Annotated in this window: 19 protein-coding genes and 4 pseudogenes; 16 read left to right on the plus strand and 7 right to left on the minus strand. The window is 71.9% G+C overall.

Annotation, left to right across the window (positions count from 1 at the left end):
* The 4 genes from ACWJ6R_RS06165 to pssA form a co-directional block, all read left to right on the plus strand.
* A partial coding sequence (locus ACWJ6R_RS06165) for a glycosyltransferase family 4 protein (RefSeq protein ID WP_449061263.1) occupies positions 1-815 on the plus strand: 815 nt, incomplete at its 5' end.
* Between the two features lie 329 nt (positions 816-1,144).
* Positions 1,145-2,137, plus strand: a complete 993-nt coding sequence (locus ACWJ6R_RS06170; RefSeq protein ID WP_449061264.1) for a TerC family protein — start codon at positions 1,145-1,147, stop codon at positions 2,135-2,137.
* A gap of 169 nt (positions 2,138-2,306) precedes the next feature.
* Complete coding sequence (locus tag ACWJ6R_RS06175; RefSeq protein ID WP_449061286.1) at positions 2,307-2,912, plus strand: phosphatidylserine decarboxylase; 606 nt, start codon at positions 2,307-2,309, stop codon at positions 2,910-2,912.
* Complete coding sequence (gene pssA, locus ACWJ6R_RS06180; protein WP_449061265.1) at positions 2,899-3,729, plus strand: CDP-diacylglycerol--serine O-phosphatidyltransferase; 831 nt, start codon at positions 2,899-2,901, stop codon at positions 3,727-3,729. The genes ACWJ6R_RS06175 and pssA overlap by 14 nt, the downstream gene beginning before the upstream one ends.
* A 100-nt stretch (positions 3,730-3,829) precedes the next feature.
* Here the strand turns inward: pssA and ACWJ6R_RS06185 are convergent.
* Positions 3,830-4,470: pseudogene (locus ACWJ6R_RS06185) on the minus strand (MBL fold metallo-hydrolase).
* Entirely contained in the window at positions 4,467-5,270 is an 804-nt protein-coding gene (locus ACWJ6R_RS06190; RefSeq protein WP_449061266.1) for a maleylpyruvate isomerase family mycothiol-dependent enzyme, read from the minus strand. The pseudogene ACWJ6R_RS06185 and the gene ACWJ6R_RS06190 overlap by 4 nt, the downstream one beginning before the upstream one ends.
* A gap of 268 nt (positions 5,271-5,538) precedes the next feature.
* On the opposite strand from ACWJ6R_RS06190, the gene uvrA reads away from it, so the two are divergent.
* The 7 genes and pseudogenes from uvrA to whiA all read left to right on the plus strand — a co-directional run bounded on the left by uvrA (position 5,539) and on the right by whiA (position 14,844).
* On the plus strand, positions 5,539-8,376 hold the full coding sequence (uvrA, locus tag ACWJ6R_RS06195; RefSeq protein WP_449061267.1) for an excinuclease ABC subunit UvrA: 2,838 nt from the start codon (positions 5,539-5,541) through the stop codon (positions 8,374-8,376).
* A gap of 153 nt (positions 8,377-8,529) precedes the next feature.
* Positions 8,530-8,955 (plus strand): Rieske (2Fe-2S) protein, encoded by a 426-nt coding sequence (locus ACWJ6R_RS06200; protein WP_449061268.1) that lies wholly within the window; start codon positions 8,530-8,532, stop codon positions 8,953-8,955.
* Positions 8,956-9,127: 172 nt separating this feature from the next.
* The gene (locus ACWJ6R_RS06205) at positions 9,128-9,595 is read left to right on the plus strand and encodes a Rieske (2Fe-2S) protein (protein ID WP_449061269.1); all 468 of its coding nucleotides are present in this window, start codon (positions 9,128-9,130) and stop codon (positions 9,593-9,595) included.
* 129 nt (positions 9,596-9,724) lie between these two features.
* Positions 9,725-11,750: pseudogene (uvrC, locus tag ACWJ6R_RS06210) on the plus strand (excinuclease ABC subunit UvrC).
* Positions 11,751-11,932: 182 nt separating this feature from the next.
* Entirely contained in the window at positions 11,933-12,805 is an 873-nt protein-coding gene (rapZ, locus tag ACWJ6R_RS06215) for an RNase adapter RapZ (protein ID WP_449061270.1), read from the plus strand.
* Positions 12,802-13,770: a gluconeogenesis factor YvcK family protein gene (locus ACWJ6R_RS06220; protein WP_449061271.1), complete on the plus strand. Its 969-nt coding sequence runs from the start codon at positions 12,802-12,804 to the stop codon at positions 13,768-13,770. The genes rapZ and ACWJ6R_RS06220 overlap by 4 nt, the downstream gene beginning before the upstream one ends.
* 93 nt (positions 13,771-13,863) lie before the next feature.
* The gene (gene whiA / locus ACWJ6R_RS06225) at positions 13,864-14,844 is read left to right on the plus strand and encodes a DNA-binding protein WhiA (protein WP_449061272.1); all 981 of its coding nucleotides are present in this window, start codon (positions 13,864-13,866) and stop codon (positions 14,842-14,844) included.
* A gap of 179 nt (positions 14,845-15,023) precedes the next feature.
* Here whiA and ACWJ6R_RS06230 read toward each other — a convergent pair whose 3' ends face one another.
* Positions 15,024-15,524 carry a hypothetical protein gene (locus ACWJ6R_RS06230; protein WP_449061273.1) on the minus strand — a complete coding sequence of 167 codons (501 nt, stop codon included), beginning with the start codon at positions 15,522-15,524 and terminating at the stop codon, positions 15,024-15,026.
* A gap of 228 nt (positions 15,525-15,752) precedes the next feature.
* On the opposite strand from ACWJ6R_RS06230, the gene gap reads away from it, so the two are divergent.
* The 5 genes and pseudogenes from gap to ACWJ6R_RS06255 all read left to right on the plus strand — a co-directional run bounded on the left by gap (position 15,753) and on the right by ACWJ6R_RS06255 (position 19,600).
* On the plus strand, positions 15,753-16,760 hold the full coding sequence (gap, locus tag ACWJ6R_RS06235; protein ID WP_449061274.1) for a type I glyceraldehyde-3-phosphate dehydrogenase: 1,008 nt from the start codon (positions 15,753-15,755) through the stop codon (positions 16,758-16,760).
* Positions 16,757-17,943, plus strand: a pseudogene (locus ACWJ6R_RS06240) (phosphoglycerate kinase). Before gap ends, ACWJ6R_RS06240 begins: the two are co-directional and overlap by 4 nt.
* Before the next feature lie 79 nt (positions 17,944-18,022).
* On the plus strand, positions 18,023-18,808 hold the full coding sequence (gene tpiA, locus ACWJ6R_RS06245; RefSeq protein ID WP_449061275.1) for a triose-phosphate isomerase: 786 nt from the start codon (positions 18,023-18,025) through the stop codon (positions 18,806-18,808).
* Positions 18,809-18,940: 132 nt separating this feature from the next.
* Positions 18,941-19,171, plus strand: coding sequence for a preprotein translocase subunit SecG (gene secG / locus ACWJ6R_RS06250; protein ID WP_068899030.1), 231 nt, complete (start codon positions 18,941-18,943; stop codon positions 19,169-19,171).
* A gap of 81 nt (positions 19,172-19,252) precedes the next feature.
* The gene (locus ACWJ6R_RS06255; RefSeq protein WP_084008585.1) at positions 19,253-19,600 is read left to right on the plus strand and encodes an RNA polymerase-binding protein RbpA; all 348 of its coding nucleotides are present in this window, start codon (positions 19,253-19,255) and stop codon (positions 19,598-19,600) included.
* 92 nt (positions 19,601-19,692) lie between these two features.
* Here the strand turns inward: ACWJ6R_RS06255 and ACWJ6R_RS06260 are convergent, their stop codons facing one another.
* The 4 genes and pseudogenes from ACWJ6R_RS06260 to ACWJ6R_RS06275 all read right to left on the minus strand — a co-directional run bounded on the left by ACWJ6R_RS06260 (position 19,693) and on the right by ACWJ6R_RS06275 (position 23,246).
* On the minus strand, positions 19,693-20,145 hold the full coding sequence (locus tag ACWJ6R_RS06260; RefSeq protein ID WP_449061276.1) for a carbohydrate kinase family protein: 453 nt from the start codon (positions 20,143-20,145) through the stop codon (positions 19,693-19,695).
* 118 nt (positions 20,146-20,263) lie between these two features.
* Positions 20,264-20,680 (minus strand): annotated as a pseudogene (locus ACWJ6R_RS06265) (PfkB family carbohydrate kinase); the annotation flags it as partial.
* On the minus strand, positions 20,677-21,594 hold the full coding sequence (locus ACWJ6R_RS06270; RefSeq protein WP_449061277.1) for an IclR family transcriptional regulator: 918 nt from the start codon (positions 21,592-21,594) through the stop codon (positions 20,677-20,679). The pseudogene ACWJ6R_RS06265 and the gene ACWJ6R_RS06270, both read right to left, overlap by 4 nt.
* The gene (locus tag ACWJ6R_RS06275; protein WP_449061278.1) at positions 21,591-23,246 is read right to left on the minus strand and encodes an N-acyl-D-amino-acid deacylase family protein; all 1,656 of its coding nucleotides are present in this window, start codon (positions 23,244-23,246) and stop codon (positions 21,591-21,593) included. Before ACWJ6R_RS06275 ends, ACWJ6R_RS06270 begins: the two co-directional genes overlap by 4 nt.
* Positions 23,247-23,282: the final 36 nt, after the last annotated feature.

A 23,282-nucleotide genomic window follows, 5' to 3' on the forward strand; every position in this document is an offset into this window, starting at 1 on the left:
GGCGGGGGCGCTGGCGGCGCTGGCCCTGGCGGGGACCGGCACGCCCCCTGGTGGTGACCCTGCACAACGCCGCCACGGCCGGAGGCGCCGTCGGCGCGGTCTACCGGGTGCTGGAGCGGATCGTCGCCCGCCGCGCCGACCGGGTGCTGGTGGTCTCGCCCGACCTGGGAGAGCGGATGGCCGCGCTGGGGGCCCGGCACGTCACGGCGGCCGTCGTCCCCGCGCCGCCCCGCGCGGTCTCGGGCCGGTCGGTGGAGGAGATCCGGGCGGAACTCGGCGCCGGAGACCTGCCGGTCCTGCTGACCGTCGCCAGGCTCGCCCAGCAGAAGGGACTGGAGACGCTCCTCGACGCCGTGGCGTGCCTCGTCGCGGGGCCGGCGCCGCAGGCGCTGTTCCTCGTCGCGGGCGACGGGCCGCTCCGGGAGGAACTGCAGCGGCGGATCGACCGCGAGGGGCTGCCGGTGCGGCTGCTCGGCGACCGGGACGACGTGGCCGACCTGCTCGAGGTGGCACGGGCGCTGGTCGTGCCCAGCAGGTGGGAGGGACAGCCGCTCAGCGTGCAGGAGGCGCTGCGGGCGGGCACCCCGGTGGTCGCCACCGCCGTCGGCGGGATTCCCGAGATGGTCGGGGAGGGCGGGCTGCTGGTGCCGTACGGCGAGGCCGCCGCGCTCGCCGGCGCGGTCGCCCGGGTGCTCGACGATGAAGGGCTCGCCCGCGGGCTGGCGGAGCAGGCCGTCCGGCGGGGCGGGGAGCTGCCGGGGGAGCGGGAGGCGCTGGACGCCGTGCTGGCGGTCTACCGCGGGCCGTGGCGTTGATCGGGACCTGAGCGGAGGATCCGCCGGCCGGAGTGCGGATGGGCGCGCGGACGGAGGCCTCAAGAGCGGGCCTGAGAACGGGCGGATTTAAAGAAACCGGGAACAAGTTCCCCTGCTCATGGGTTGGATTAGGTGCCACCCGGCCGGATCCTTATACTGGCTTGGTTAGGGGGGGAGTATCCCTTCGTGACAGTCTCGTCATCACGGTGCCGCCTCGATCCACGAGGCCCCCGGGGCTGTCGGTCCACGTGTGATCCGCACATGCGATCCGCGCTGGGCGGGAGAGACCTCCGGCATTCAGCCATGCGCGCCGGAGGGTTAACTAGAACATGACTGTACCCACGTGGGCCTGGATCGCCGTGATCGGCGGTCTCCTCCTGGTTCTCGCCTTCGACCTGTGGATCGTCGACCGGGGCGAGCCCCGGGAGTTCTCCATGCGGCAGGCCGGCTTCTGGGTCGGCTTCTACGTCAGTCTCGCCGTCATCTTCGGCATCGTGCTGTGGGTCTTCGCGGGACCCACGCCCGCGGGGCAGTTCTTCGCCGGCTACCTCACCGAGTACAGCCTGAGCGTCGACAACCTGTTCGTCTTCTACATCATCATGACCCGCTTCGCGGTGCCCAAGATCTACCAGCACAAGGTGCTGCTGGTCGGCATCCTGATGGCGCTGGTCATGCGCGGCATCTTCATCGCCGTCGGCGCCGCCGCCCTGCAGAGCTTCGGCTGGCTGTTCTACATCTTCGGCCTCTTCCTGATCTACACCGCCGTCCAGCTGGTCCGCCAGCACAATAACGACGACGAGGAGTTCACCGAGAACGCGGTCCTGCGCTGGGCCCGCCGGGCGCTGCCGCACACCGACGACTACGTGGGCTCCAAGGTCTTCGTCAAGATCGACGGCAAGCGGCTCGTCACCCCGATGCTGATCGTCATGGTCGCCATCGGCACCACCGACCTGCTGTTCGCGCTCGACTCGATCCCGGCGATCTTCGGCCTCACCACCGACGCGTTCATCGTCTTCACCGCCAACGCGTTCGCGCTGATGGGCCTGCGCCAGCTCTACTTCCTGCTGGGCGGCCTGCTGCAGCGGCTCATCTACCTCAGCTACGGCCTGGCGTTCATCCTCGGATTCATCGGGGTTAAGCTGATTCTCGAGGCGTTGCACTCCAGCGGCGTCTCCTGGGCACCCGAGGTGCCGATCTGGGTGTCGTTGTCGGTCATCGGCGTCACCATGGTGATCACCACCGTGGTGAGCCTGATGAAGTCACGACGCGATGTGCGCAAGGGCAACCAAATCGCCACCCCTGTGGAGAGCAAGCAGGTCTAGCGGATTGCCACGGAAGGCGCTTTGCTTGTCTCGTTGCGCCGTAAAAGGGCTGAGAGATCGGTAGCATCCTCCCCCAGAGCGGGTAGACATACCGGTCTAACGCCGCAAGACATCACAAAAGGTTCCCTGTGTCCCACGATTCAGCAAGCCAACCGTCAGGCCGCATGCGCTGGCGCGTGGCGTCTCTCCGTGGCTGCTCCCGACGGTGGCGGCCTCTGCCGTGACCGCGCTGCTCAGCCGCCGTGACAGGCGCTGGGCGCTGGCGGCGGTCCCGCTGACCGCGCTCACCGGCGGCATGCTCTGGTTCTTCCGAGACCCGGAGCGCACGCCCGGTCCCGGGCGGATCCTGTCGCCCGCGGACGGTGTGGTGCAGAGCATCGACCCGTGGCCGGACGGCCGCACCCGGGTGGCCATCTTCATGAGCCCGCTCAACGTGCACGTCAACCGCGCGCCGCTGGCCGGCACCGTCACCTCGGTGGAGCACGTGTCCGGCGGGTTCCTGCCCGCCTTCGACAAGGACAGCGACAAGAACGAGCGGGTCGTGTGGCACCTGGACACCGCGCTCGGCGACCTGGAGCTCGTCCAGATCGCCGGCGCGGTCGCGCGCCGCATCGTGCCCTACCTGGCGGCGGGAGCCAAGGTGACCAGGGCCGAGCGCATCGGGCTGATCCGGTTCGGCTCGCGAGTGGACGTCTACCTCCCCGAGGGGATCGCTCCCGCGGTCTCCGTCGGGCAGAAGACCGTCGCAGGGGTGACCGGCCTTGACCGCGGCTGACGCGAGCTGGTCGATGGGCGGGGCGGACGACGAGCCCCAGGGCCCCGTCGGCAAGGCGTTCCGGCTCTCGGCGGCGGACTCGCTCTCGCTGGGCAACGCGCTCTGCGGCTTCCTCGCCGTCTGCGTGCTCGCCTGGTCGGCGATCACCTCCTTGCAGCAGACCAGTAAGTTCGAGGCCAACCCGCAGTTCTTCGGCACCGCGGTGGTGCTGCTGCTGCTCGGCGCCACCTGCGACCTGTTCGACGGCCTGGTGGCCCGGCGCTTCCGCGCCTCGGCGATGGGCGCCGAGCTGGACAACCTCGCGGACGTGATCAGCTTCGGCTTCGCCCCCGCGTTCATGGTGGTCATCTGGGGCGGGTTCAATCCGCGCGTGCCGTTCCTGATGGTCATGGCCGCCGCGGCGTCGGTGCTGCTGGCCGGTGTCATCCGGCTCGCGCGCTTCGCCTGCGTGAAGACCAAGAGCGGCGACTTCATGGGCCTGCCCATCCCGATGGGCGCCATGACCGTGATCGCGATCGTGCTGCTCTTCGAGCCGTCGGTCGGAGCCGTGCTGCCGATCTTCGGTATCGCCTACCTCATGGTGAGCCGGATCGAGTACCCCAAGCCCAAGGGGAACGTGGCGGCCGTGGTGCTCGCCTGGATGATGATCAATGTCGCCTGCCTGACCATCTGGGCCGCCGGGCTGGCGGGGGGCGACACCCTCATCAAGGTCGGCGCCGTCATGCAGATAACGATCGTGGCGGCGATCCCGCTGCGCATCCTGATGTTCAAGCGGGAGCAGCGCAGGGAGCGCAAGGAGTCCGAGCGCGTCGGCTGACGTGCCCTCACCGGCTTCGCGCAGGGGGCGCCGGCCGGGTCCGCGGGACCGGACCGGCGCCCCCTGCGCCCGCCGGTCCCGCACGCCGGGGCGGACGCTCCTACCAGCCGCGCGCGCGCCACTCCGGCAGGGAGGGGCGTTCGGCGCCGAGCGTGGTGTCCCTGCCGTGGCCGGGGTAGACCCAGGTCTCGTCGGGGAAGCGGTCGAAGATCCGCTCGGAGACGTCCGTGAAGAGCTGCTCGAAGCGCTCCGGGTCCTTGTTGGTGTTGCCCACCCGCCGGGGAAGAGCGAGTCACCGGTGAACAGGTGCCCGTTGTAGTGCAGGGCGATCGAGCCGGGCGTGTGTCCGCGCAGGTGGACGACCTCCATGCTGACCACGCCGACGGTGACCCCGTCGCCGTGCTCGACCGTCAACGTCACCGGGACGGGCAGCGCCGGAGCGTCCAGCGGGTGGGCGATCACCATGGCGCCCGTGGCCGCGGCGACCTCCTGCAGGGCCTGCCAGTGGTCGCCGTGCTGGTGGGTGGTGACGATCTTGCTGATGGGCATGCCGCCGATGAGCTCCAGCAGCCGGTCGGCCTCGGCGGCGGCGTCGATCAGCAGCCCGTCGCCGGTGTCGTTGCAGCGCACCAGATAGGCGTTGTTGTCGAACGGGCCCACGGCGAGCTTCGAGATCGTCAGGGCGGGCAGCTCCCGCACGTCGGCGGGACCGCCTACGCGCACGTCGCCGGTGTAGGTCACGGGTACTCCTCGGGAGGCGTCTGGGGAAGGCCGGGAGGCGCGGTCAGGATCATCCACGGCGGCGGTGCGGGCACCGGTCCGGCCGAGGGCTGGTTGCCCGTGCTCCCCTCCGGCATCACCCTGAGCCCGCCCCCCTGGGTGCGGCCGGTGACCCAGCTCAACAGCGCCCACGGGTCGCCCTGGACCACCGGGCCCGAGCCCAGGTCGCGCCAGACCTGGTGGTGCAGGTAGTCGTCTATCGTCTCCTCCACCACGATCTCGCTGACCGGGCTCTGCTCCTTCGGCCAGCACACCATCGCGTCGTGCAGTTCCCGGCGGACGAACACCTCCGGCCAGTCGGCGCAGGTGTAGCCCGCGCCGAGGTCCACGTGGTGGATCTCGGTCTCGCGCAGCCGGCGGACCAGGAGGTACCAGGCGGGGTGCTCGGGCGGCCGGGTCCCGGACACCACGGCGGACCACGCCTCGGCGGGCAGGTCCCGGAAGGCGGCGGCGAGCCGCGCCGAGCTCTCCTCCAGGTCGGCGAGCTGCTCCTTGGCGGAGCGGGCGGCGCCCGCCTCGATCTCGGCCTCCCGGGTCCGCAGGTCGGGGTACTGCGGGGTCTCGACGCCCGTCCCGGCCCACCGGGTGAGGTTCACCAGGCTGTCGGCGTTGCGGGCGAGGTGGGTGAGCAGATGGCCACGGGTCCAGCCGGGCAGCCGGGAGGGCTCGGGGACGTCGGCGTCGGAGAGGGAGGCCGCGGTGCCGAGGAGGCGCTCCGTCGAGGCCGAGAGCTCGGCCTGAAGTTTCTCTAGCAGGTCCATTCCCCTACTCCATCATTGCGGCGGCGGACGTGCCAGCATCCCCGGCGACGCCATGCCCGGGCATAAAAGAACCGGTTCGCGCGGTTGAAACGGGAAGCGGCCCGTCGGACGCGGGCGGAGGCCGTACTCTGGGGCGAGCGGGGAGCCCCGGTTTCCGGCGCCCGCGCCGGGAGACCGCCGGGCGAGATCGCCGGCGAGAAACTGTCGGACCCCGTCGCTAGTCTTCCCGCGACCGCTCTCAACCCTCTACACCGATGTCGGGACTGCTGTGGCTGACCGCCTCATCGTGCGTGGCGCACGTGAACACAACCTCAAGGACGTCTCGCTGGAGCTGCCGCGGGACTCGCTGATCGTCTTCACCGGGCTCTCCGGCTCGGGCAAGTCCAGCCTGGCCTTCGACACCATCTTCGCCGAGGGCCAGCGGCGCTACGTCGAGTCGCTCTCGGCGTACGCCCGCCAGTTCCTCGGGCAGATGGACAAGCCCGACGTCGACTTCATCGAGGGCCTCTCGCCCGCGGTGTCGATCGACCAGAAGTCGACGAGCCGCAACCCGCGCTCGACCGTCGGCACGATCACCGAGGTCTACGACTACCTGCGGCTGCTGTGGGCGCGGGTCGGCAAGCCGCACTGCCCGAAGTGCGGGCGGGCGATCGCCCGGCAGAGCCCCGAGCAGATCGTCGACCGGGTGATGGAGCTGGCGGAGGGCACCCGCTTCCAGGTGCTCGCCCCGGTGATCCGCGGCCGCAAGGGGGAGTACACCGAGCTGTTCGGCCAGCTCCAGGCCAAGGGATACGCCGGCCGGGTCGACGGCGCGGTGATCAGGCTCGACGAGCCGCCGAAGCTGAAGAAGTACGAGAAGCACGACATCGAGGTCATCGTCGACCGGCTCTCGGTGAAGGAGGGCTCGCGCAGCCGCCTCACCGGCTCGGTGGAGACCGCCCTGCAGCTGTCCGGCGGCACCATCACGCTGGAGTTCGTCGACCTGCCCGAGGACGACCCCAACCGCGAGCGCTTCTACTCCGAGCACCTCTACTGCCCCTACGACGACCTGTCGTTCGAGGAGATGGAGCCGCGCTCGTTCTCCTTCAACTCGCCGTTCGGCGCCTGCCCGGACTGCACCGGCCTGGGCGTCCGGATGGAGGTCGACCCCGACCTGGTCGTGCCCGACCCGGAGAAGACCCTGGGCGAGGGCGCGCTGGCCCCCTGGGCGGGCGGCCACACCAGCGACTACTTCGAGCGGTTGGTCGAGGCGCTCGGCAAGGCGACGGGGTTCAACCTCGACACCCCCTGGGAGCGCCTGTCGAAGAAGGCGCAGAAGGCGCTGCTGCACGGCCACGACGAGCAGGTGCACGTCCGCTACAGCAACCGCTATGGCCGCGAGCGCTCCTACTACACCACCTTCGAGGGCGTCATCCCCTGGGTGCAGCGCCGCCATGCCGAGTCCGAGAGCGACGGCATGCGGGAGAAGTACGAAGGCTACATGCGGGAGATCCCGTGTCCGGCCTGCAACGGCGCCCGGCTCAAGCCGGTCTCCCTGGCGGTCACGGTCGACGGCCGCTCCATCGCCGACGTGGCCTCCCTGTCGATCGCCGACTGCGCGGAGTTCCTGGCCGGGCTGAAGCTCTCCGACCGGGACATGCAGATCGCCGAGCGAGTGGTCAAGGAGATCAACGCCCGGATGGGCTTCCTGCTCGACGTCGGCCTCGACTACCTGACCATGGACCGCGCGGCCGGCACCCTCGCCGGCGGCGAGGCCCAGCGCATCCGGCTGGCCACCCAGATCGGCTCCGGGCTGGTCGGCGTGCTGTACGTGCTGGACGAGCCCTCCATCGGCCTGCACCAGCGCGACAACCAGCGCCTGCTGGAGACGCTGATCCGGCTGCGCGACATGGGCAACACGCTGATCGTGGTCGAGCACGATGAGGACACCATCGCCGCCGCCGACTGGGTGGTGGACATCGGCCCCGGCGCGGGCGAGCACGGCGGGCAGGTCGTCGTATCCGGGACGGTCTCCGAACTGCTGGCCTCGGAGGAGTCGCTGACCGGCGCCTACCTGTCGGGCCGCAGGAGCATCGCGGTCCCGCCCGCGCGCCGCAAGCGCGACCGCAAGCGGCAGATCACCGTCAAGGGCGCCCGGGAGCACAACCTCCAGGGCGTGGACGTGGAGTTCCCGCTCGGCGTGTTCACCGCGGTCACCGGCGTCTCCGGGTCCGGCAAGTCCACCTTGGTCAACGACATCCTCTACAGCGCCCTGGCCAAGGAGCTGAACGGCGCGCGCACGGTCCCCGGCCGGCACTCGAGGATCAACGGCATGGACCAGGTCGACAAGGTCGTGCACGTCGACCAGTCGCCGATCGGCCGCACCCCGCGCTCGAACCCGGCGACCTACACCGGCGTCTTCGACAAGGTGCGCGACCTGTTCGCCCAGACCACCGAGGCCAAGGTCCGGGGTTACGCCAAGGGCCGGTTCAGCTTCAACGTCAAGGGCGGCCGCTGCGAGGCCTGCTCGGGCGACGGCACCATCAAGATCGAGATGAACTTCCTGCCGGACGTGTACGTCCCGTGCGAGGTCTGCCACGGGGCGCGCTACAACCGGGAGACCCTGGAGGTCCACTACAAGGGCAAGACGATCTCCGAGGTGCTCGACATGCCGATCGAGGAGGCCCTCGGCTTCTTCGACGCCATCCCGTCGATCCGGCGCTACCTGCAGACGCTCAACGACGTCGGCCTCGGCTACGTCCGGCTCGGCCAGCCCGCCACGACCCTGTCCGGCGGCGAGGCGCAGCGCGTCAAGCTCGCCGCGGAGCTGCAGCGCCGCTCCACCGGCCGGACGATCTACGTGCTGGACGAGCCCACCACCGGCCTGCACTTCGAGGACATCCGCCGGCTGCTCGGCGTGCTCGGCAAGCTGGTGGACGGCGGGAACACGGTCATCGTCATCGAGCACAACCTGGACGTGATCAAGACCGCGGACTGGATCATCGACATGGGCCCCGAGGGCGGTTCCCGGGGCGGGACCGTGGTCGCCACCGGGACGCCGGAGGACGTCGCGCTGGTCGAGGCCAGCCACACCGGCCGCTTCCTGCGCAAGATCCTCGGCGGCTGAGAGCGCTCGCGGACCGCTGAGGGCGGTGCCCGGGGGGCGGGGAGCCTTTCCCCGTCCCGGGCGCCGCAAACCCGGATTCGGGACCGGGCTGCCGGCTCAATACCCTTGAGGCGGAGCCCGGTTTTGACGGGGGACATTGCGAGAAGGGCCGCGATGAGCAGCAGTGATGGTTCCACCATGCCCACACGCAGGCAGGTGATCGGCGCCGCGGGGGCCGTGGCGTGCGGCGCGGCGCTCGCCGGTTGCGCCGCCGGGCCGCCCGGTCCGGCTGTGGTGCCGCCGGGCGTCAAGGGCCAGGTCGTCGCGAAGGTCGCCGATGTCCCGGTGGGCGGCGGCATGGTGCTCACCAAGTGGAAGATCGTGATCGCCCAGCCGACCGCAGGGGTGTTCAAGGCGTTCAGCGCGAGCTGCCCGCATCGGGGTTGCGCGGTCAGCCGTCCCGCCGAGGGCGTCATCCGCTGCCCCTGCCACGGCAGCGAGTTCGACGCCGTCTCCGGAAAGTGCCTCAAGGGCCCGGCCGAGGCGCCCCTGGCCGAGTTCGCGCTGAGGGTCGAGGGCGACGGCATCGTCATGGTCTGAGCGGGACGCCTCCGATGAGCCGCGGCCAAGGTGTAAATCTTCACAGTTTCCTGATGTCCGGTACGGCATGCTGACCCGCATCGGGAGTGAGGCCGCGGACGGCCGTGGGCGGCAGGCACGCACACGGGCGGCCAGGGGCACGGATACGGATGCGGACCCTGGGAGGGTGACCATGACGGACACGACACGGCGTGCGGTGATGCTGGGCGCGGGTGGAGCGGGGCTCGCGGCGGTGCTGACCGCGTGCTCCGGCTACGGCGAGCCGACGGCGGACGACGCGGGCTCCTCCAGCGCGGCCCCCTCCGCGGCGGAGACCGGCTCGGAGACGGCGGCGGGCTCCGGTGACTCGGCGGCGAACGCGCTGGCCAAGACGGCCGACATCCCCGAGGGCGGAGGCAAGGTCTTCAAGGACGCGAAGGTCGTCGTGACCCAGCCGAAGGCTGGGGAGTTCAAGTGCTTCAGCTCCGTCTGCACCCACCAGGGATGCGACGTGGGCGGGGTCGAGGGGACCGACATCGTCTGCCCCTGCCACAACAGCAGGTTCAGCATCGCTGATGGATCCGTCACCAACGGGCCCGCCAACAAGCCCCTGGAGGAGAAGACCATCAAGGTCGACGGGGACTCGATCACGCTGGCCTGACCGGGGCGGCCCGCCGTACCGGCGTCCTCGGAAGGGGTGGCCGGGGCGTCGGTGCGACGGGTCGCGGGGCCGCTGAGGCAGGGTTTCCTGTCGGCGGGCCCCGATAGGCTTTGGGACGTGGCGAGATCTGTGCACGGTCCGGCGAGTTTCCGGCCGAAGCCGGGGTCGATCCCCGAGTCCCCCGGCGTCTACCGGTTCAGGGACGCCGGAGGCCGGGTCATCTACGTGGGCAAGGCCAAGAGCCTGCGCCAGCGGCTGAACTCCTACTTCGCCGACTTCGCGGGACTGCACCCGCGCACCCAGACCATGCTCACGACCGCGGCCGGCGTCGACTGGACGGTCGTGGGCACCGAGGTCGAGGCGCTCCAGCTCGAATACTCCTGGATCAAGGAGTACGACCCGCGGTTCAACGTCAAGTACCGCGACGACAAGTCCTATCCCTACCTCGCGGTCACGATGGGCGAGGAGTTCCCCCGGGTCCAGGTGCTGCGCGGCGCCAAGCGCAAGGGCACCCGCTACTTCGGCCCCTACTCCCATGCCTGGGCGATCAGGGAGACGGTCGACCTGCTGCTGCGGGTCTTCCCGATCCGGAGCTGCTCGTCGGGGGTGTTCCGGCGGGCCGCCCAGATCGGCCGGCCCTGCCTGCTGGGATACATCGACAAGTGCTCGGCGCCGTGTGTCTCCAGGGTCACGGCCGCAGAGCACCGCGCGCTCGCCGAGGACTTCTGCGACTTCATGGCGGGCAACACCGGCCGGTTCATCAGGCGGCTGGAGGCCGAGATGCGCCAGGCCGCCGCCGAGGAGGAGTTCGAACGGGCCGCCAGGCTCCGGGACGACGTCCAGGCGCTGCAGCGGGCGATGGAGAAGCAGGCCGTCGTGCTGGGCGAGAACATCGACTGCGACGTGGTCGCGCTGGTGGACGACCCGCTGGAGGCGGCCGTCCAGGTGTTCTACGTCCGGGCGGGCCGCGTGCGGGGCCAGCGGGGCTGGGTGGTCGACAAGGTCGAGGAGACCGGCCCCGGCGAGCTGGTCGAGAACTTCCTGTTGCAGATGTACGGCGAGGCCGCCCCCGAGGCGCTGCCCCGGGAGGTCCTGGTGCCCGCCCTGCCGCCGGACGCCGGGGCGCTCGCCGAGCTGCTGAGCGAGCGGCGCGGGGCCCGGGTGGAGATCCGCGTCCCGCAGCGGGGCGACAAGAAGTCGCTGATGGAGACCGTCGAGCGCAACGCCAAGGAGTCTCTGAACCAGCACCGGATCAGGCGCGCCAGTGATCTGACGGCGCGGAGCAGGGCGCTGCAGGAGATCGCCGAGGCGCTCGACCTGGACCAGGCGCCGCTGCGCATCGAGTGCTACGACGTCTCCCACCTGCAGGGCACCAACGTGGTGGCCTCGATGGTGGTGTTCGAGGACGGCCTGGCCAGGAAGAGCGAGTACCGCAGGTTCTCCGTCCGCTCCGCCGACGGCGACGTCGCGTCCATCCACGAGGTGATCTCGCGCAGGTTCAAGCGCTACCTGGAGGAGCGCTCGGCCACCGGTGAGCTGGACACCGGACCGGACTCCGGCCCGGACTCCGGGCCCGGTGACGGAACGGGCGAGGGCCCCGCCGTCCCCGGAGCCGCGGACGACATCGGCGCCGGGGCGCCGCCGGTCCGGACGCGGCCCGGAGCCGGCGCCGGGCATCGACCCCGAGACGGGCCGGCCGCGGAAGTTCGCCTACCCGCCCAATCTGGTCGTGGTGGACGGTGGCCCGGCCCAGGCGGCGGCCGCCCAGCGGGCGCTCGACGAGCTCGGCGTGGACGACGTCGCGGTCTGCGGTCTGGCCAAGCGGCTGGAGGAGGTGTGGCTCCCCGGTGAGGACCTGCCGGTCATCCTGCCCCGGTCGAGCGAGGCCCTGTACATGCTGCAGCGGGTCAGGGACGAGGCCCACCGGTTCGCCATCGCCTACCATCGGTCGAAGAGGTCGAAGAGCGTGCGGGAAAGCGCCCTGGACGAGGTTCCGGGGCTCGGTCCGGCGCGCAGGCAGGCTCTGATCAAGCATTTCGGATCGGTGAAACGGCTGCGGGAGGCGACCGCCGCCGAGATCCGTGAGGTTCCCGGGATCGGCCCTGCGACGGCTGAGGCGATCGTGTCGGCGTTGAAGGGGGAGAACCCAACGTGAGAGAGCGGACCACGGACGCGGCGGTGTCGTTCGCGCGGCGGGCGGAGGAGGGCACGTGAGCGAGCGAGCCAGGGGCACAGCAGCGTCGCGCACGCGGCCGACGGAGGAGGGCACGTGAGCGAGCGGAGCGAGCGAGCCAGGGGCGCAGCAGCGTCGCGCACGCGGCCGACGGAGGAGGACGCGTGAGCGAGCGGGAGCCCGCGTTCGTCATCGTCACCGGCATGTCGGGGGCGGGGCGGAGCACGGCGGCCAAGGCCCTGGAGGACCTCGGCTGGTTCGTCATCGACAATCTGCCCCCGGGGCTGCTGTTCGCCATGGCCGAGGAGGCCGGACGCGTCAAGCTGGCGGCCGACAAGGTGGCGGCGGTGGTCGACGTGCGCAGCCTCGCCTTCACCACCGATCTCAACGCCGCGATCGAGGAGCTGGACGGGCGCGGCGTCGCCGTACGGGTGGTGTTCCTGGAGGCCGGCGACGAGGAGCTGGTCCGCAGGTTCGAGAGCGTCCGCCGCCCCCACCCGCTGCAGGGGGACGGCCGGCTGGTCGACGGGATCACCCGCGAACGCGGCATCCTGCGCGACGTCCGGGCCAACGCCGATCTGGTCATCGACACCTCCAACCTCAACGTCCACGAGCTCCGCGGCAAGATCGTCGCCTTCTTCGGCGGTGAGGACCGGCCGGGACTGCGGGTCAACGTGGTCTCGTTCGGGTTCAAGTACGGCCTGCCCGTGGACGCCGACCTGGTGGTGGACTGCCGCTTCCTGCCCAACCCGCACTGGGTGCCGGAGCTGCGCCCGATGAACGGGCTCGACGCCCCCGTGCGGGAGTACGTCCTGGAGCAGGCGGGCGCCAAGGAGCTGCTCGACGCCTACGAGGAGGTGGTCGGCATCATCTCGGCCGGGTACGCCCGCGAGGGCAAGAGCTACGCCACCCTGGCCGTCGGCTGCACCGGCGGCAAGCACCGCAGCGTGGCCATGGCGGAGCAGATCGGCGCCCGCCTGCGCGACCGGGGCGGCATGGACGTGCAGGTGAGCCACCGGGATGTGGGCCGCGAGTGACCGGGGGGCTCAACGGAGGGCCGGACGGGCCCGAGGGCGGCCCCGGGGTCGTGGCGCTGGGCGGAGGGCACGGGCTCTACGCCTCGCTCTCCGCGCTGCGCCGGGTCACCTCGGAGCTGACGGCCGTCGTCACCGTGGCCGACGACGGGGGGTCGAGCGGACGGCTCCGCCGCGAGCTCGGCGTGGTGCCCCCGGGCGACCTGCGGATGGCCCTGGCAGCCCTGTGCGGGGACGACGAGTGGGGGCGCACCTGGAGCGAGGTCGTCCAGCACCGGTTCCGCAGCGAGGGGGAGCTGCACGGCCACGCGGTCGGCAACCTGCTCATCGTGGCGCTGTGGGAGAAGCTCGGTGACACGGTCGCCGGGCTGGACTGGCTCGGGCGGCTGCTGGGCGCGCACGGCCGGGTGCTGCCGATGTGCTCGGTCCCGCTGGACATCGCCGCCGAGGTCGAGCTGGACGGTGAGATCAGCACGGTGCGCGGCCAGGTGGCCTGCGCGCTGACCCCCGGCCGGGTCCGGGCCATCTCGCTGGTCCCGGAGGACCCCCCGGCCTGCCCGGAGGCGGTCCGGGCGGTTCTGGACGCCGACTGGGTCGTCTTCGGCCCGGGTTCGTGGTTCACCAGCGTCCTGCCGCACCTGAAGGTGCCCGAGCTGGCCGGGGCCCTGCACGCCACCCGGGCCCGGCGCGTGGTCACGCTGAACCTCGCGCCGCAGCCGGGGGAGACCGACGACTTCTCCCCCCAGCAGCACCTGGAGGTGCTGCGGCGGCACGCACCCGCCCTGGAGATCGACGTGGTGCTGGCCGACACCGGCGTGGTCGACGACCGGGAGGAGCTGGAGAAGGCCGCCGCCGGGCTGGGCGGACGCCTCGTGCTGGCCGACGTGGCGGCCGCCGACGGCTCGCCGAGGCACGATGCACGACGTCTTGCCTCGGTCCTGGACGAGATTTTCCATGAGAAGCGTTGATCCTGGTAAGCCTGGCCCAGGAGTGCGAGAAACTTCTGTGAGCCTGATGTATCCGGGCCGCAGGGGGGTTCACATGGGGGAGGACGAACGCGCATGGCGATGACAGGTGTGGTGAAGGACGAGCTGAGCAGGCTGCCGGTCCTGAAACCCTGCTGCCGCAAGGCCGAGGTGTCGACGCTGCTGCGGTTCGCGAGCGGGCTGCACCTGGTGGGCGGGCGGATCGTGATCGAGGCGGAGCTGGACACCAACGTCACGGCGCGGCGGCTCATCAAGGACATCGGGGAGGTGTTCGGCCACAAGGCCGAGGTGCTGGTCCTGGCGCCCGCCGGGTTGCGCAAGGGATCCCGCTACGTCGTCCGGGTCTACCGCGACGGTGAGGCCCTGGCCCGCCAGACCGGGCTGATCGACAACCACGGCCGCCCGGTCCGCGGTCTGCCGCGCCAGGTGGTCGCCGGGGCGACCTGCGACGCCGAGGCCGCCTGGCGGGGCGCCTTCCTGGCGCACGGCTCCCTCACCGAGCCGGGTCGCTCGATGTCGCTGGAGATCACCTGCCCGGGGCCGGAGGCGGCCCTCGCGCTGGTCGGGTCCGCCCGGCGGCTGAAGATCCACGCCAAGGCCCGCGAGGTGCGCGGCGTCGACCGGGTGGTGGTCCGCGACGGCGACGCGATCAGCGCGCTCCTGACCCGCCTGGGCGCCCACGACAGCGTGCTGGCCTGGGAAGAGCGGCGCATGCGCCGGGAGGTGCGCGCGACGGCCAACCGGCTGGCCAACTTCGACGACGCCAACCTGCGCCGTTCGGCCCGCGCCGCGGTCGCCGCGGGCGCGCGGGTCCAGCGGGCCCTGGAGATCCTGGGGGACGACGCGCCCGAGCACCTGGTGATCGCCGGCCGGCTGCGGGTGGAGCACAAGCAGGCGTCCCTGGAGGAGCTCGGCCAGCTCGCCGACCCGCCGCTGACCAAGGACGCCATCGCCGGCCGGATCCGGCGGCTGCTCGCCATGGCGGACAAGCGCGCCCAGGACATCGGCGTGCCCAGCACCGAGGCGAACCTCACGGTGGACATGCTGACCACGTGACCGCGCTGCGGCGGCGGACAGGCCGGCGCCGCGGGACGACGGGTGGAGGGTGCGCCGGACGGGAGTCGACGGCGGGCCCCGCCGCGTGGCGATCCCGGGCATGACGAGAGCCGGGCCCCGGTCGGGGCGCCGGCTCTCGTCATGCCCGGGGTCCGGAAGGGACCGAGGGCGCGGAAGGGCTACGCCGGGTTGTGCGGCTTGAAGTAGTCCACCGGGGCCTCGTCCTGCTGCGGGGAGGACGGGGCGGCCAGGGACTCCCGGGCGGCCTTGACGCGGCTGTTCACGAAGCTGAAGCCCGCGGCGCCGGCGATCGCCCAGAAGAGCAGGGTCACCGGATCCTGGGCGACGAGGTCGGGGAACTCCCGGGCCTTGGGCAGGAGCTCGCTGAGGGGCGATCCTCCGGGGTCGACGAAGTCCGCCCAGGCGTCGCCGATGAAGACGCCGAGACCGGCTCCCGCGAACGAGAACACCGCGGCCAGGGCGGGCAGCACCGGGCTGGTCGGGCGGACGGCCATCATCGCCAGGCCGACCAGGACGCCGACGCCGACCGCGGCGATGCCGATCTGGTAGTCGGTGACGCCGATGACGGCGCCGTAGGCGGCGGCGCCCACGAGCGCGGCGACCAGGCCGGCGACGGAGCCGAGGACGAGGCCGCTCCCGGGTCTGGGGGTGGAGGTCATTGCAGGTCCTTGCAGGGATGGGATGTGTTTACCGTGACGAGTCGGGCACTTTACTGCAAACGTGCGAGAGGGACGCGCGATTTACGGGAGAGTTCAAAGAAAGCGAACAGGGGACCGCAAGTGGTCTAAACCAATTCGGGTCCGATAGGGTTCGTTCTTGAGGTACAAGCCAGCCCCAAGTCGCCGGTCCATGCGACCGGCGCAACGACGTACGAGGAGATCGGCACAGTGAGCATCCGCGTAGGCGTCAACGGATTCGGCCGCATCGGCCGCAACTTCTGGCGTGCGGTCGCTGCCAGCGGCAAGGACATCGAGATCGTTGCGGTCAACGACCTGACCGACAACGCCACGCTCGCCCACCTGCTCAAGTACGACAGCATCCTCGGCCGCCTGCCGTACGAGGTGAAGAGCAGCGCCGACGAGATCACCGTGGACGGCAAGGCGATCAAGGCCTTCGCCGAGCGCGACCCGGCCAAGCTGCCCTGGGGCGACCTGGGCGTGGACGTGGTCGTGGAGTCCACGGGCTTCTTCACCGACGCCGACAAGGCGCGCGTGCACGCCGAGAACGGCGCCAAGAAGGTCATCATCTCGGCCCCGGCCAAGAACGAGGACTTCACCGTCGTCATGGGCGTCAACCACGAGCTCTACGACGCGGCCAACCACACGGTCATCTCCAACGCCTCCTGCACGACCAACTGCCTGGCCCCGATGGCCAAGGTCATCCACGACACCTTCGAGATCAAGAAGGGTCTGATGACCACCATCCACGCCTACACGCAGGACCAGAACCTGCAGGACGCCCCGCACAAGGACCTGCGCCGCGCCCGCGCCGCCGCGCTGAACATCGTGCCGACCTCCACCGGCGCCGCCAAGGCCATCGGCCTGGTGCTGCCGGAGCTCAAGGGCAAGCTCGACGGCTACGCGCTGCGCGTGCCGATCCCCACGGGCTCGGCCACCGACCTGACCGTCGAGGTCGGACGCGACACCAGCGTCGACGAGGTCAACGCCGCGCTGAAGGCCGCCGCCGAGGGCGCGCTCAAGGGCTTCCTGACCTACACCGAGGACCCGATCGTCTCCTCGGACATCGTCACCGACCCGGCCTCCTGCATCTTCGACGCAGGCCTCACCAAGGTGACCGGCAACCAGGTCAAGGTCGTCGGCTGGTACGACAACGAGTGGGGCTACTCCAACCGCCTCGTCGACCTCATCGAGCTCGTGGGCGCCGACCTGCGATGAAGGACCTGTCTCAGCTCGACGTGAAGGGTCGGCGCGTGCTCGTGCGCGTCGACCTCAACGTCCCCCTGGACGGGGACGTCATCACCGACGACGGCCGCATCCGCGCCTCGCTGCCGACGATCCGGGACCTCGCCGGCCGGGCGCCCGGGTCGTGGCCTGCGCCCACCTGGGCCGCCCCAAGGGCTCGCCGAACCCGAAGTACTCCCTGGCCCCCGTCGCGCGGCGGCTGGGCGAGCTGCTCGGCGCCGACGTGGCCTTCGCCTCCGACGTGGTCGGCGAGTCGGCCCGGGGCGTGGTGGAGGGTCTGCAGGACGGCCAGGTGGCCCTGCTGGAGAACCTGCGCTTCGAGCCGGGTGAGGAGTCCAAGGACGACGCGCAGCGCGCGGAGTTCGCCCGGAAGCTGGCCGATCTGGCCGAGCTCTACGTCGGCGACGGCTTCGGCGCGGTGCACCGCAAGCACGCCAGCGTCTACGACGTGCCCGGGCTCCTGCCGCACGCGGCGGGCGGCCTGATCACGACCGAGGTCGACGTGCTCAGGCGCCTGACCGAGGACCCGGCCCGGCCGTACGCCGTGGTGCTGGGCGGCGCGAAGGTCTCCGACAAGCTCGGCGTCATCGCCAACCTGCTGACCAAGGTCGACCGGCTGATCGTCGGCGGCGGCATGGCCTACACCTTCCTCAAGGCCCAGGGCTTCGAGGTCGGCAAGTCCCTGCTGCAGGAGGACCAGCTCGACAAGGTGCGCGGATTCCTCCGCGAGGCCGCCGAGCGCGGCGTGGAGCTCGTGCTCCCGGTCGACGTGCTGGCCGCCACCCACTTCGCCGAGGACGCCGAGTACGAGGTGGTCGACGCCACCGCGATCCCGGCCGACCGGGAGGGTCTGGACATCGGCCCGCGCAGCCGCGAGCTGTTCGCCGCCAAGCTGGCCGACGCCAAGACCGTCTTCTGGAACGGCCCGATGGGCGTCTTCGAGTTCGAGGAGTTCTCCGGGGGAACCCGCGCGGTCGCCGAGGCGTTGATCGGCTCGGAGGCCTTCACCGTGGTCGGCGGCGGCGACTCCGCCGCGGCCGTGCGCCGGCTGGGCCTGCCCGAGGACGGCTTCTCGCACATCTCCACCGGTGGCGGGGCCAGCCTCGAGTACCTGGAGGGCAAGACCCTGCCCGGACTCGCCGCGCTGGAGGAGTAGGGGTGGGCCGAGGCAGCCGGCGGGGCACCCCGCACGGGACGAGCGCTCCACGGAGCGAGCGAGGAGCGGTGGGAGACAGATGACTGCAGGACGCAAGCCTCTCATCGCCGGCAACTGGAAGATGAACCTCAATCACCTCGAGGCCATCGCCACCGTCCAGAAGCTGGCGTTCGCGCTGAACGACAAGGACTTCGACCGGGCCGACGTCGCCGTGCTGCCGCCGTACACAGATCTGCGCAGTGTGCAGACGCTGGTGGACGGCGACAAGCTGCGGATCCTGTACGGCGCGCAGGACCTGTCGTCGTACGACGGCGGCGCCTACACCGGGGAGATCTCCGGGGCGATGCTGGCCAAGCTGGGGTGCACCTTCGTCACGATCGGGCACTCCGAGCGGCGGCAGTACCACCGCGAGGACGACGAGCTGGTCAACGGCAAGGTGCTGGCCGCCTACCGGCACTCGCTCACGCCGATCCTGTGCGTGGGGGAGGGCCTGGAGGTCCGCCGGTCCGGAGGCCACGTGGCGCACAGCGTCGCCCAGCTCGAGGGGGCGCTGCGCAAGGTCACCGCCGAGCAAGCGGCCTCGATCGTGCTGGCCTACGAGCCGGTCTGGGCCATCGGCACCGGTGAGGTGGCGACCCCGGCCGACGCGCAGGAGGTCTGCGGGGCGCTGCGCTCCAGGCTCGCCGAGCTGTACGACGGCGAGGTGGCCGCGGGCGTCCGGGTCCTTTACGGAGGATCGGTCAAGTCCGACAACATCGCCGGCATCATGGCCCAGCCCGACGTGGACGGGGCCCTGGTCGGCGGGGCGAGTCTGGACGCGGCCGAGTTCGCCAGGATCTGCCGGTTCGGGGAAACATCCGGCTGAGTGAGCCGTTCGGAGGGTACGACTTGACAGCAGGTCGTACCCTCTTAGAGCAAGTTTGAATCGTCACGCCTCTGGCGTCATACAGGGATCGCGCCCGGACGCGGGTCGCGCACATTAGGAAACAGGTCAACGGTGACAATCGGAATCTCCATCGCCCTCATCCTGTCGAGCATGCTGATGATCTTGCTCGTGCTGCTCCACAAGGGCAAGGGCGGGGGTCTGTCGGATCTGTTCGGTGGCGGTTTCTCGTCGTCGTTCGGAGGCTCCTCCGTGGTGGAGCGCAACCTCGACCGGCTCACCATCATCACCGGGGTGGTCTGGTTCGTGTGCATCATCGCGCTGGGCCTGCTCCTGAAGCCCTGATTCGGCTTGCCGGAAGCATGACAGTGGTACAGCCCTGCCCCGTATCCCGAGCGGGAGGGCCATCGAGCGAGGAGTACATCCGTGGGTAGTGGCAACGCGATCCGTGGCAGCCGTGTCGGCGCCGGCCCGATGGGAGAGGCGGAGCGTGGCGAGGCGGCTCCCCGTGTAAGGGTCCCGTTCTGGTGCGCGAACATGCACGAGACGCGTCCCAGCTTCGCCAGCGACGCGGCCATCCCGGAGTTCTGGGACTGCCCCCGCTGCGGTCTCCCGGCAGGTCAGGACGAGGCCAACCCGCCGGCTCCTCCTCGTAACGAGCCGTACAAGACGCACCTCGCCTACGTGAAGGAGCGTCGCAGCGACAAGGACGGCGCGCAGATCCTGGCCGAGGCCCTGGAGCGGCTGCGCTCCTCCTCGCGTCCGATCTACTAGCCGCCGTCGGCCGGGCGGTCGCGTCCCGGCCCTGCGGTCTCGCACGCGGAAAGGCCCCCGGGGATGACACCCCCGGGGGCCTTTCCGCGTCGTTACCGGTCGACCGCGTCGACCGTGTCGGCCGTGCCCGCCGTACCGTTCAGGCGGAGCAGTTCCAGGTCCGCGCGGCGGGGCAGGCTCTCCCAGTCGCCCTGCGCGGTCACCGCGCACGCCCCGGCGGCGCAGGCGGTGGCCAGGCGCCGCTCGGGGGAGGCTCCGGCCAGCCAGTCGGCCAGCCATCCCGCGGCGAAGGCGTCACCGGCTCCGACGGGGTCGAGCTCGGTGACCCGGTACGGCTCGGCCCGCCGTACCTCGCCGTCGGAGAACTCCACCGCGCCGCGGGCCCCGAGCTTGACGAGCACGTGGCGCGGCCCCAGCCCGGCGAGGGCCCGGGCCGCGCCGATGGGATCCCCGTCCGGGGCGGCCCGCCCGCCGTCGGTGAACAGGCGGGCCTCGGCCTCGGTGGCGAACAGCACGTCGGCGGCCTCGACGGTCTCGCGCAGCACGGCGGCGGCCTTCTCCGGCGGCCAGAGGCGCGGCGGTAGTTGACGTCCATCGAGACGGCACCCCCGCCGCGCGCGCCTCCGCCACGGCGGACCGGACCGCCTCGCGGGCCGATGCCGAGAGCGCGGGGGTGATCCCCGTGACGTGCAGGACGCGGGCCGAGCGGATGAACTCCGGATCGAGGTCGTCCGGGCGGAGCCGGGAGCCCGCGCTCGCCGCCCGGTAGTAGCGCACGTCCACCGCCTCGGCGGTGCGCCGTCCCTTGACCATCAGGCCGGTGGGCGCGTCCGGGTCGACCACCGCCCGGGAGACGTCGACGTGCTCCCCGGCCAGGGTGGAGCGGACCAGCTCGCCGAACTCGTCGGCGCCCACCCGGCCGATCCAGGCCGCCCGCAGGCCCAGCCGGGTGACGCCGATCGCCGCGTTCGACTCCGCGCCGCCCACGCCGAGGTCGAAGTCCCGGGCGTGCCGGAGCAGGCCGGTACGGCGGGCGGTGAACAGGGCCATGGTCTCGCCGAGGGTCACCAGGTCGGTCATCGGGGGGCTCCCAGCTTTCTGGAGATCAGCAGGGCGGTCCGCGCCACCATCGGCCCCAGGTCGCGCACCCGCGCGGCGGTGATCCGCGAGGTCAGACCGGAGACGGAGACGGCGGAGACCGCGCTGTCGTCGTGGTTGAAGATCGGTGCGGCCACGCAGCGGACCTCGGGCTCGTTCTCCCGGTCGTCGACGGCGTAGCCGCGCTGCCGGATCCGGGCCAGTTCACCGCGGAGCCGGTCGGGGTCGGTGATCGTGTGGCGGGTCAGGGCGGGCAGCCCGGCGGCCACGACCCGTTCGACGGCCTCCTCCGGCTGCCAGGCGAGGATCGCCTTGCCGACCGCGGTGCAGTAGAGCGGGCTCCGGCTGCCGATCCGGGAGGCCATCCGGACCGTCGCCTCGTTCTCCACCTTGTCGATGTAGACGACGTACGGCGGGTCGTGGACGACCAGGTGGACGGTCTCGCGGACCTGGATCATCAGCCGGCGCGTCTCCTCGGCGGCCACGGTCCGCAGGTCGAGCGTGGACAGGTAGGCCTGGCCGAGGCGGAGCGTGCCGTGGCCCAGCCGGTAGGCCCCGCTCCTGCGGTCGCGCTCCAGGAGCCCGGCCTCCAGCAGCGGGACGGTCAGGCGCAGCACGGTGCTCTTGGACAGGCCGAGCGCCTCCGCCAGCCGCGACAGCGACAGGCCCTGGCCGGCGCCCGCGTGGTCGCGCACGTACTCCAGTACGGCCAGCGCCCGCCGGAGCGAGGCCGACTGGTTGCGCTCCCCGCCGCCCGTCCTGCCCTGACCCGCGCCCGCGCCGGGGCTCCGGTCGTGCTCGCGGTCCCGGCCGGGACTCTGCGCCTGCACCCGTTCCTCTCCTCGTCCCCGGTCGTGGTCGTGGTCGCGGCTCCGGCCGGGACCGGGGGCGGTCACCGCGGCCTCAGCGGGCGGCCGGGGTGGGCCCCGGTGAGGGCGCCTCCCGCCAGCACCGGCACGCCGCCGACCAGCACGTCGTCGATCCCCTCGGCGAGGACGCGCGGCCGGGAGTAGTCGGCGGTGTCGGTCACCTTCCCCGGATCGACGACCGCGAGGTCCGCGACCAGGCCGGGACGGATCACGCCCCGGTCCGGCAGCCGGAACCGGCGGGCCGGAGCGGAGGACAGGTGCGCGACCGCCTCCTCCCAGGTCCAGTCGCCGAGCTCGCGGACGTGCCGGCCGAGGAAGCGGGCGAAGGCGCCGAAGGCCCGCGGATGGGGGTGGCCGCCGATGTGGATGGCGTCGGACCCGCCCATGTGGGCCGGGTGCCGCAGCAGCAGCCGCATGGACGTGTCGTCGTTGCCGGGCGGCTGGGCGAACACGCAGCTGGCGGCCAGCCCGGTCGCGATCAGCAGGTCCGCGCAGAAGTCGGCCGGTCCGCGCCCGGCTTCGGCCGCGGCCTCGGCCAGCGTCCTGCCCTCGGTCCAGGCGAACTCGGCGGAGGGGACGTGCGCGAGCACGGCGCGCCGCCAGAGCGTGGGGTCGGCCTCACGGGCCAGGCGGCGCCGTACCGCGGGGTCGTGCAGGAGCGCCACCGTGCGGTCCAGGTCGGGGCGGGCGGCCCTGTCCCGGGTCCCGCCGGGTGTCCCGCCGCCGGGGCCGTCGCCGGTCCGGCCGTCCGGCCCGGGGGCGAGGACGCCGGGGCCGTCGAGGTCGCGGGGGAGGGCGACCATCGCCAGGATGCTGAACCCGCTGAGGTAGGGGTAGCTGTCGAAGGTGACGTCCAGGCCCGCGTCGAGGGCCCGGTCGACCATTCCGGCGAGCCGTCCGCCGGGGCCGTGGTAGTGGGAGACGTGCAGCGCGACCTCCGCCCGCTCGGCGATCGACCGCGCCTCGGCCATGCCCGTGGCGGCGGCCTCCTCGTATCCCCGCATGTGGGTCACGTAGGGCAGACCGGCCCGGGCGACGGGCGCGCACAGCGCGGCGAGCTCGGCGGCGTCGCCGTACCGTCCGGGGACGTACTCCAGGCCGCTGGACAGGCCTGCGGCCCCGTCCTCCAGGCCCTGCTCCACCAGGCGGAGCATCGCCGCCGGATCACCGCAGGCCGCGTGGCGGACCGTCCCGTGCGGGACGAGGTAGACGGTGTTGAGGGCGGTCGCGCGGTCGTAGGAGGCCAGCAGGTCCGCCACGCTCACCGGCCCGCCGTCCAGGGCCGGATGCGCGCCGTTGATCGCGGCGAAGTAGCGGGTGACGAAGCGCAGCGTCTCGGGGGCGGAGGGGGCGAAGGACAGGCCGTCCTGCCCGAGCACGAACGTCGTGACGCCCTGCCGGAGCGCCGCCAGCTGGACACCGGGATCGAGCACGGTCGCGTCGCCGTGGACGTGGGCGTCGATGAACCCGGGGACCACCAGCCGTCCGGTGGCGTCGATCGCGGCCGCGGCGGGACGGGCGCCGCCGGAGGACAGGTCGCCGACCGCCTCGATCCGGCCGTCGCGGACGCGACGTCGGCAGGGTACGGCGGGGCGCCGGTGCCGTCCACCACCCGGCCGCCCTCGATGAGCACGTCGAACACGGTGGACACGGTAGAGGGCCCGTGCGCGCGGTACCACATTCGCGGCACGGCGTTGTGCACTGCACAACACGCT

It is taken from the genome of Planomonospora algeriensis, assembly GCF_977012225.1.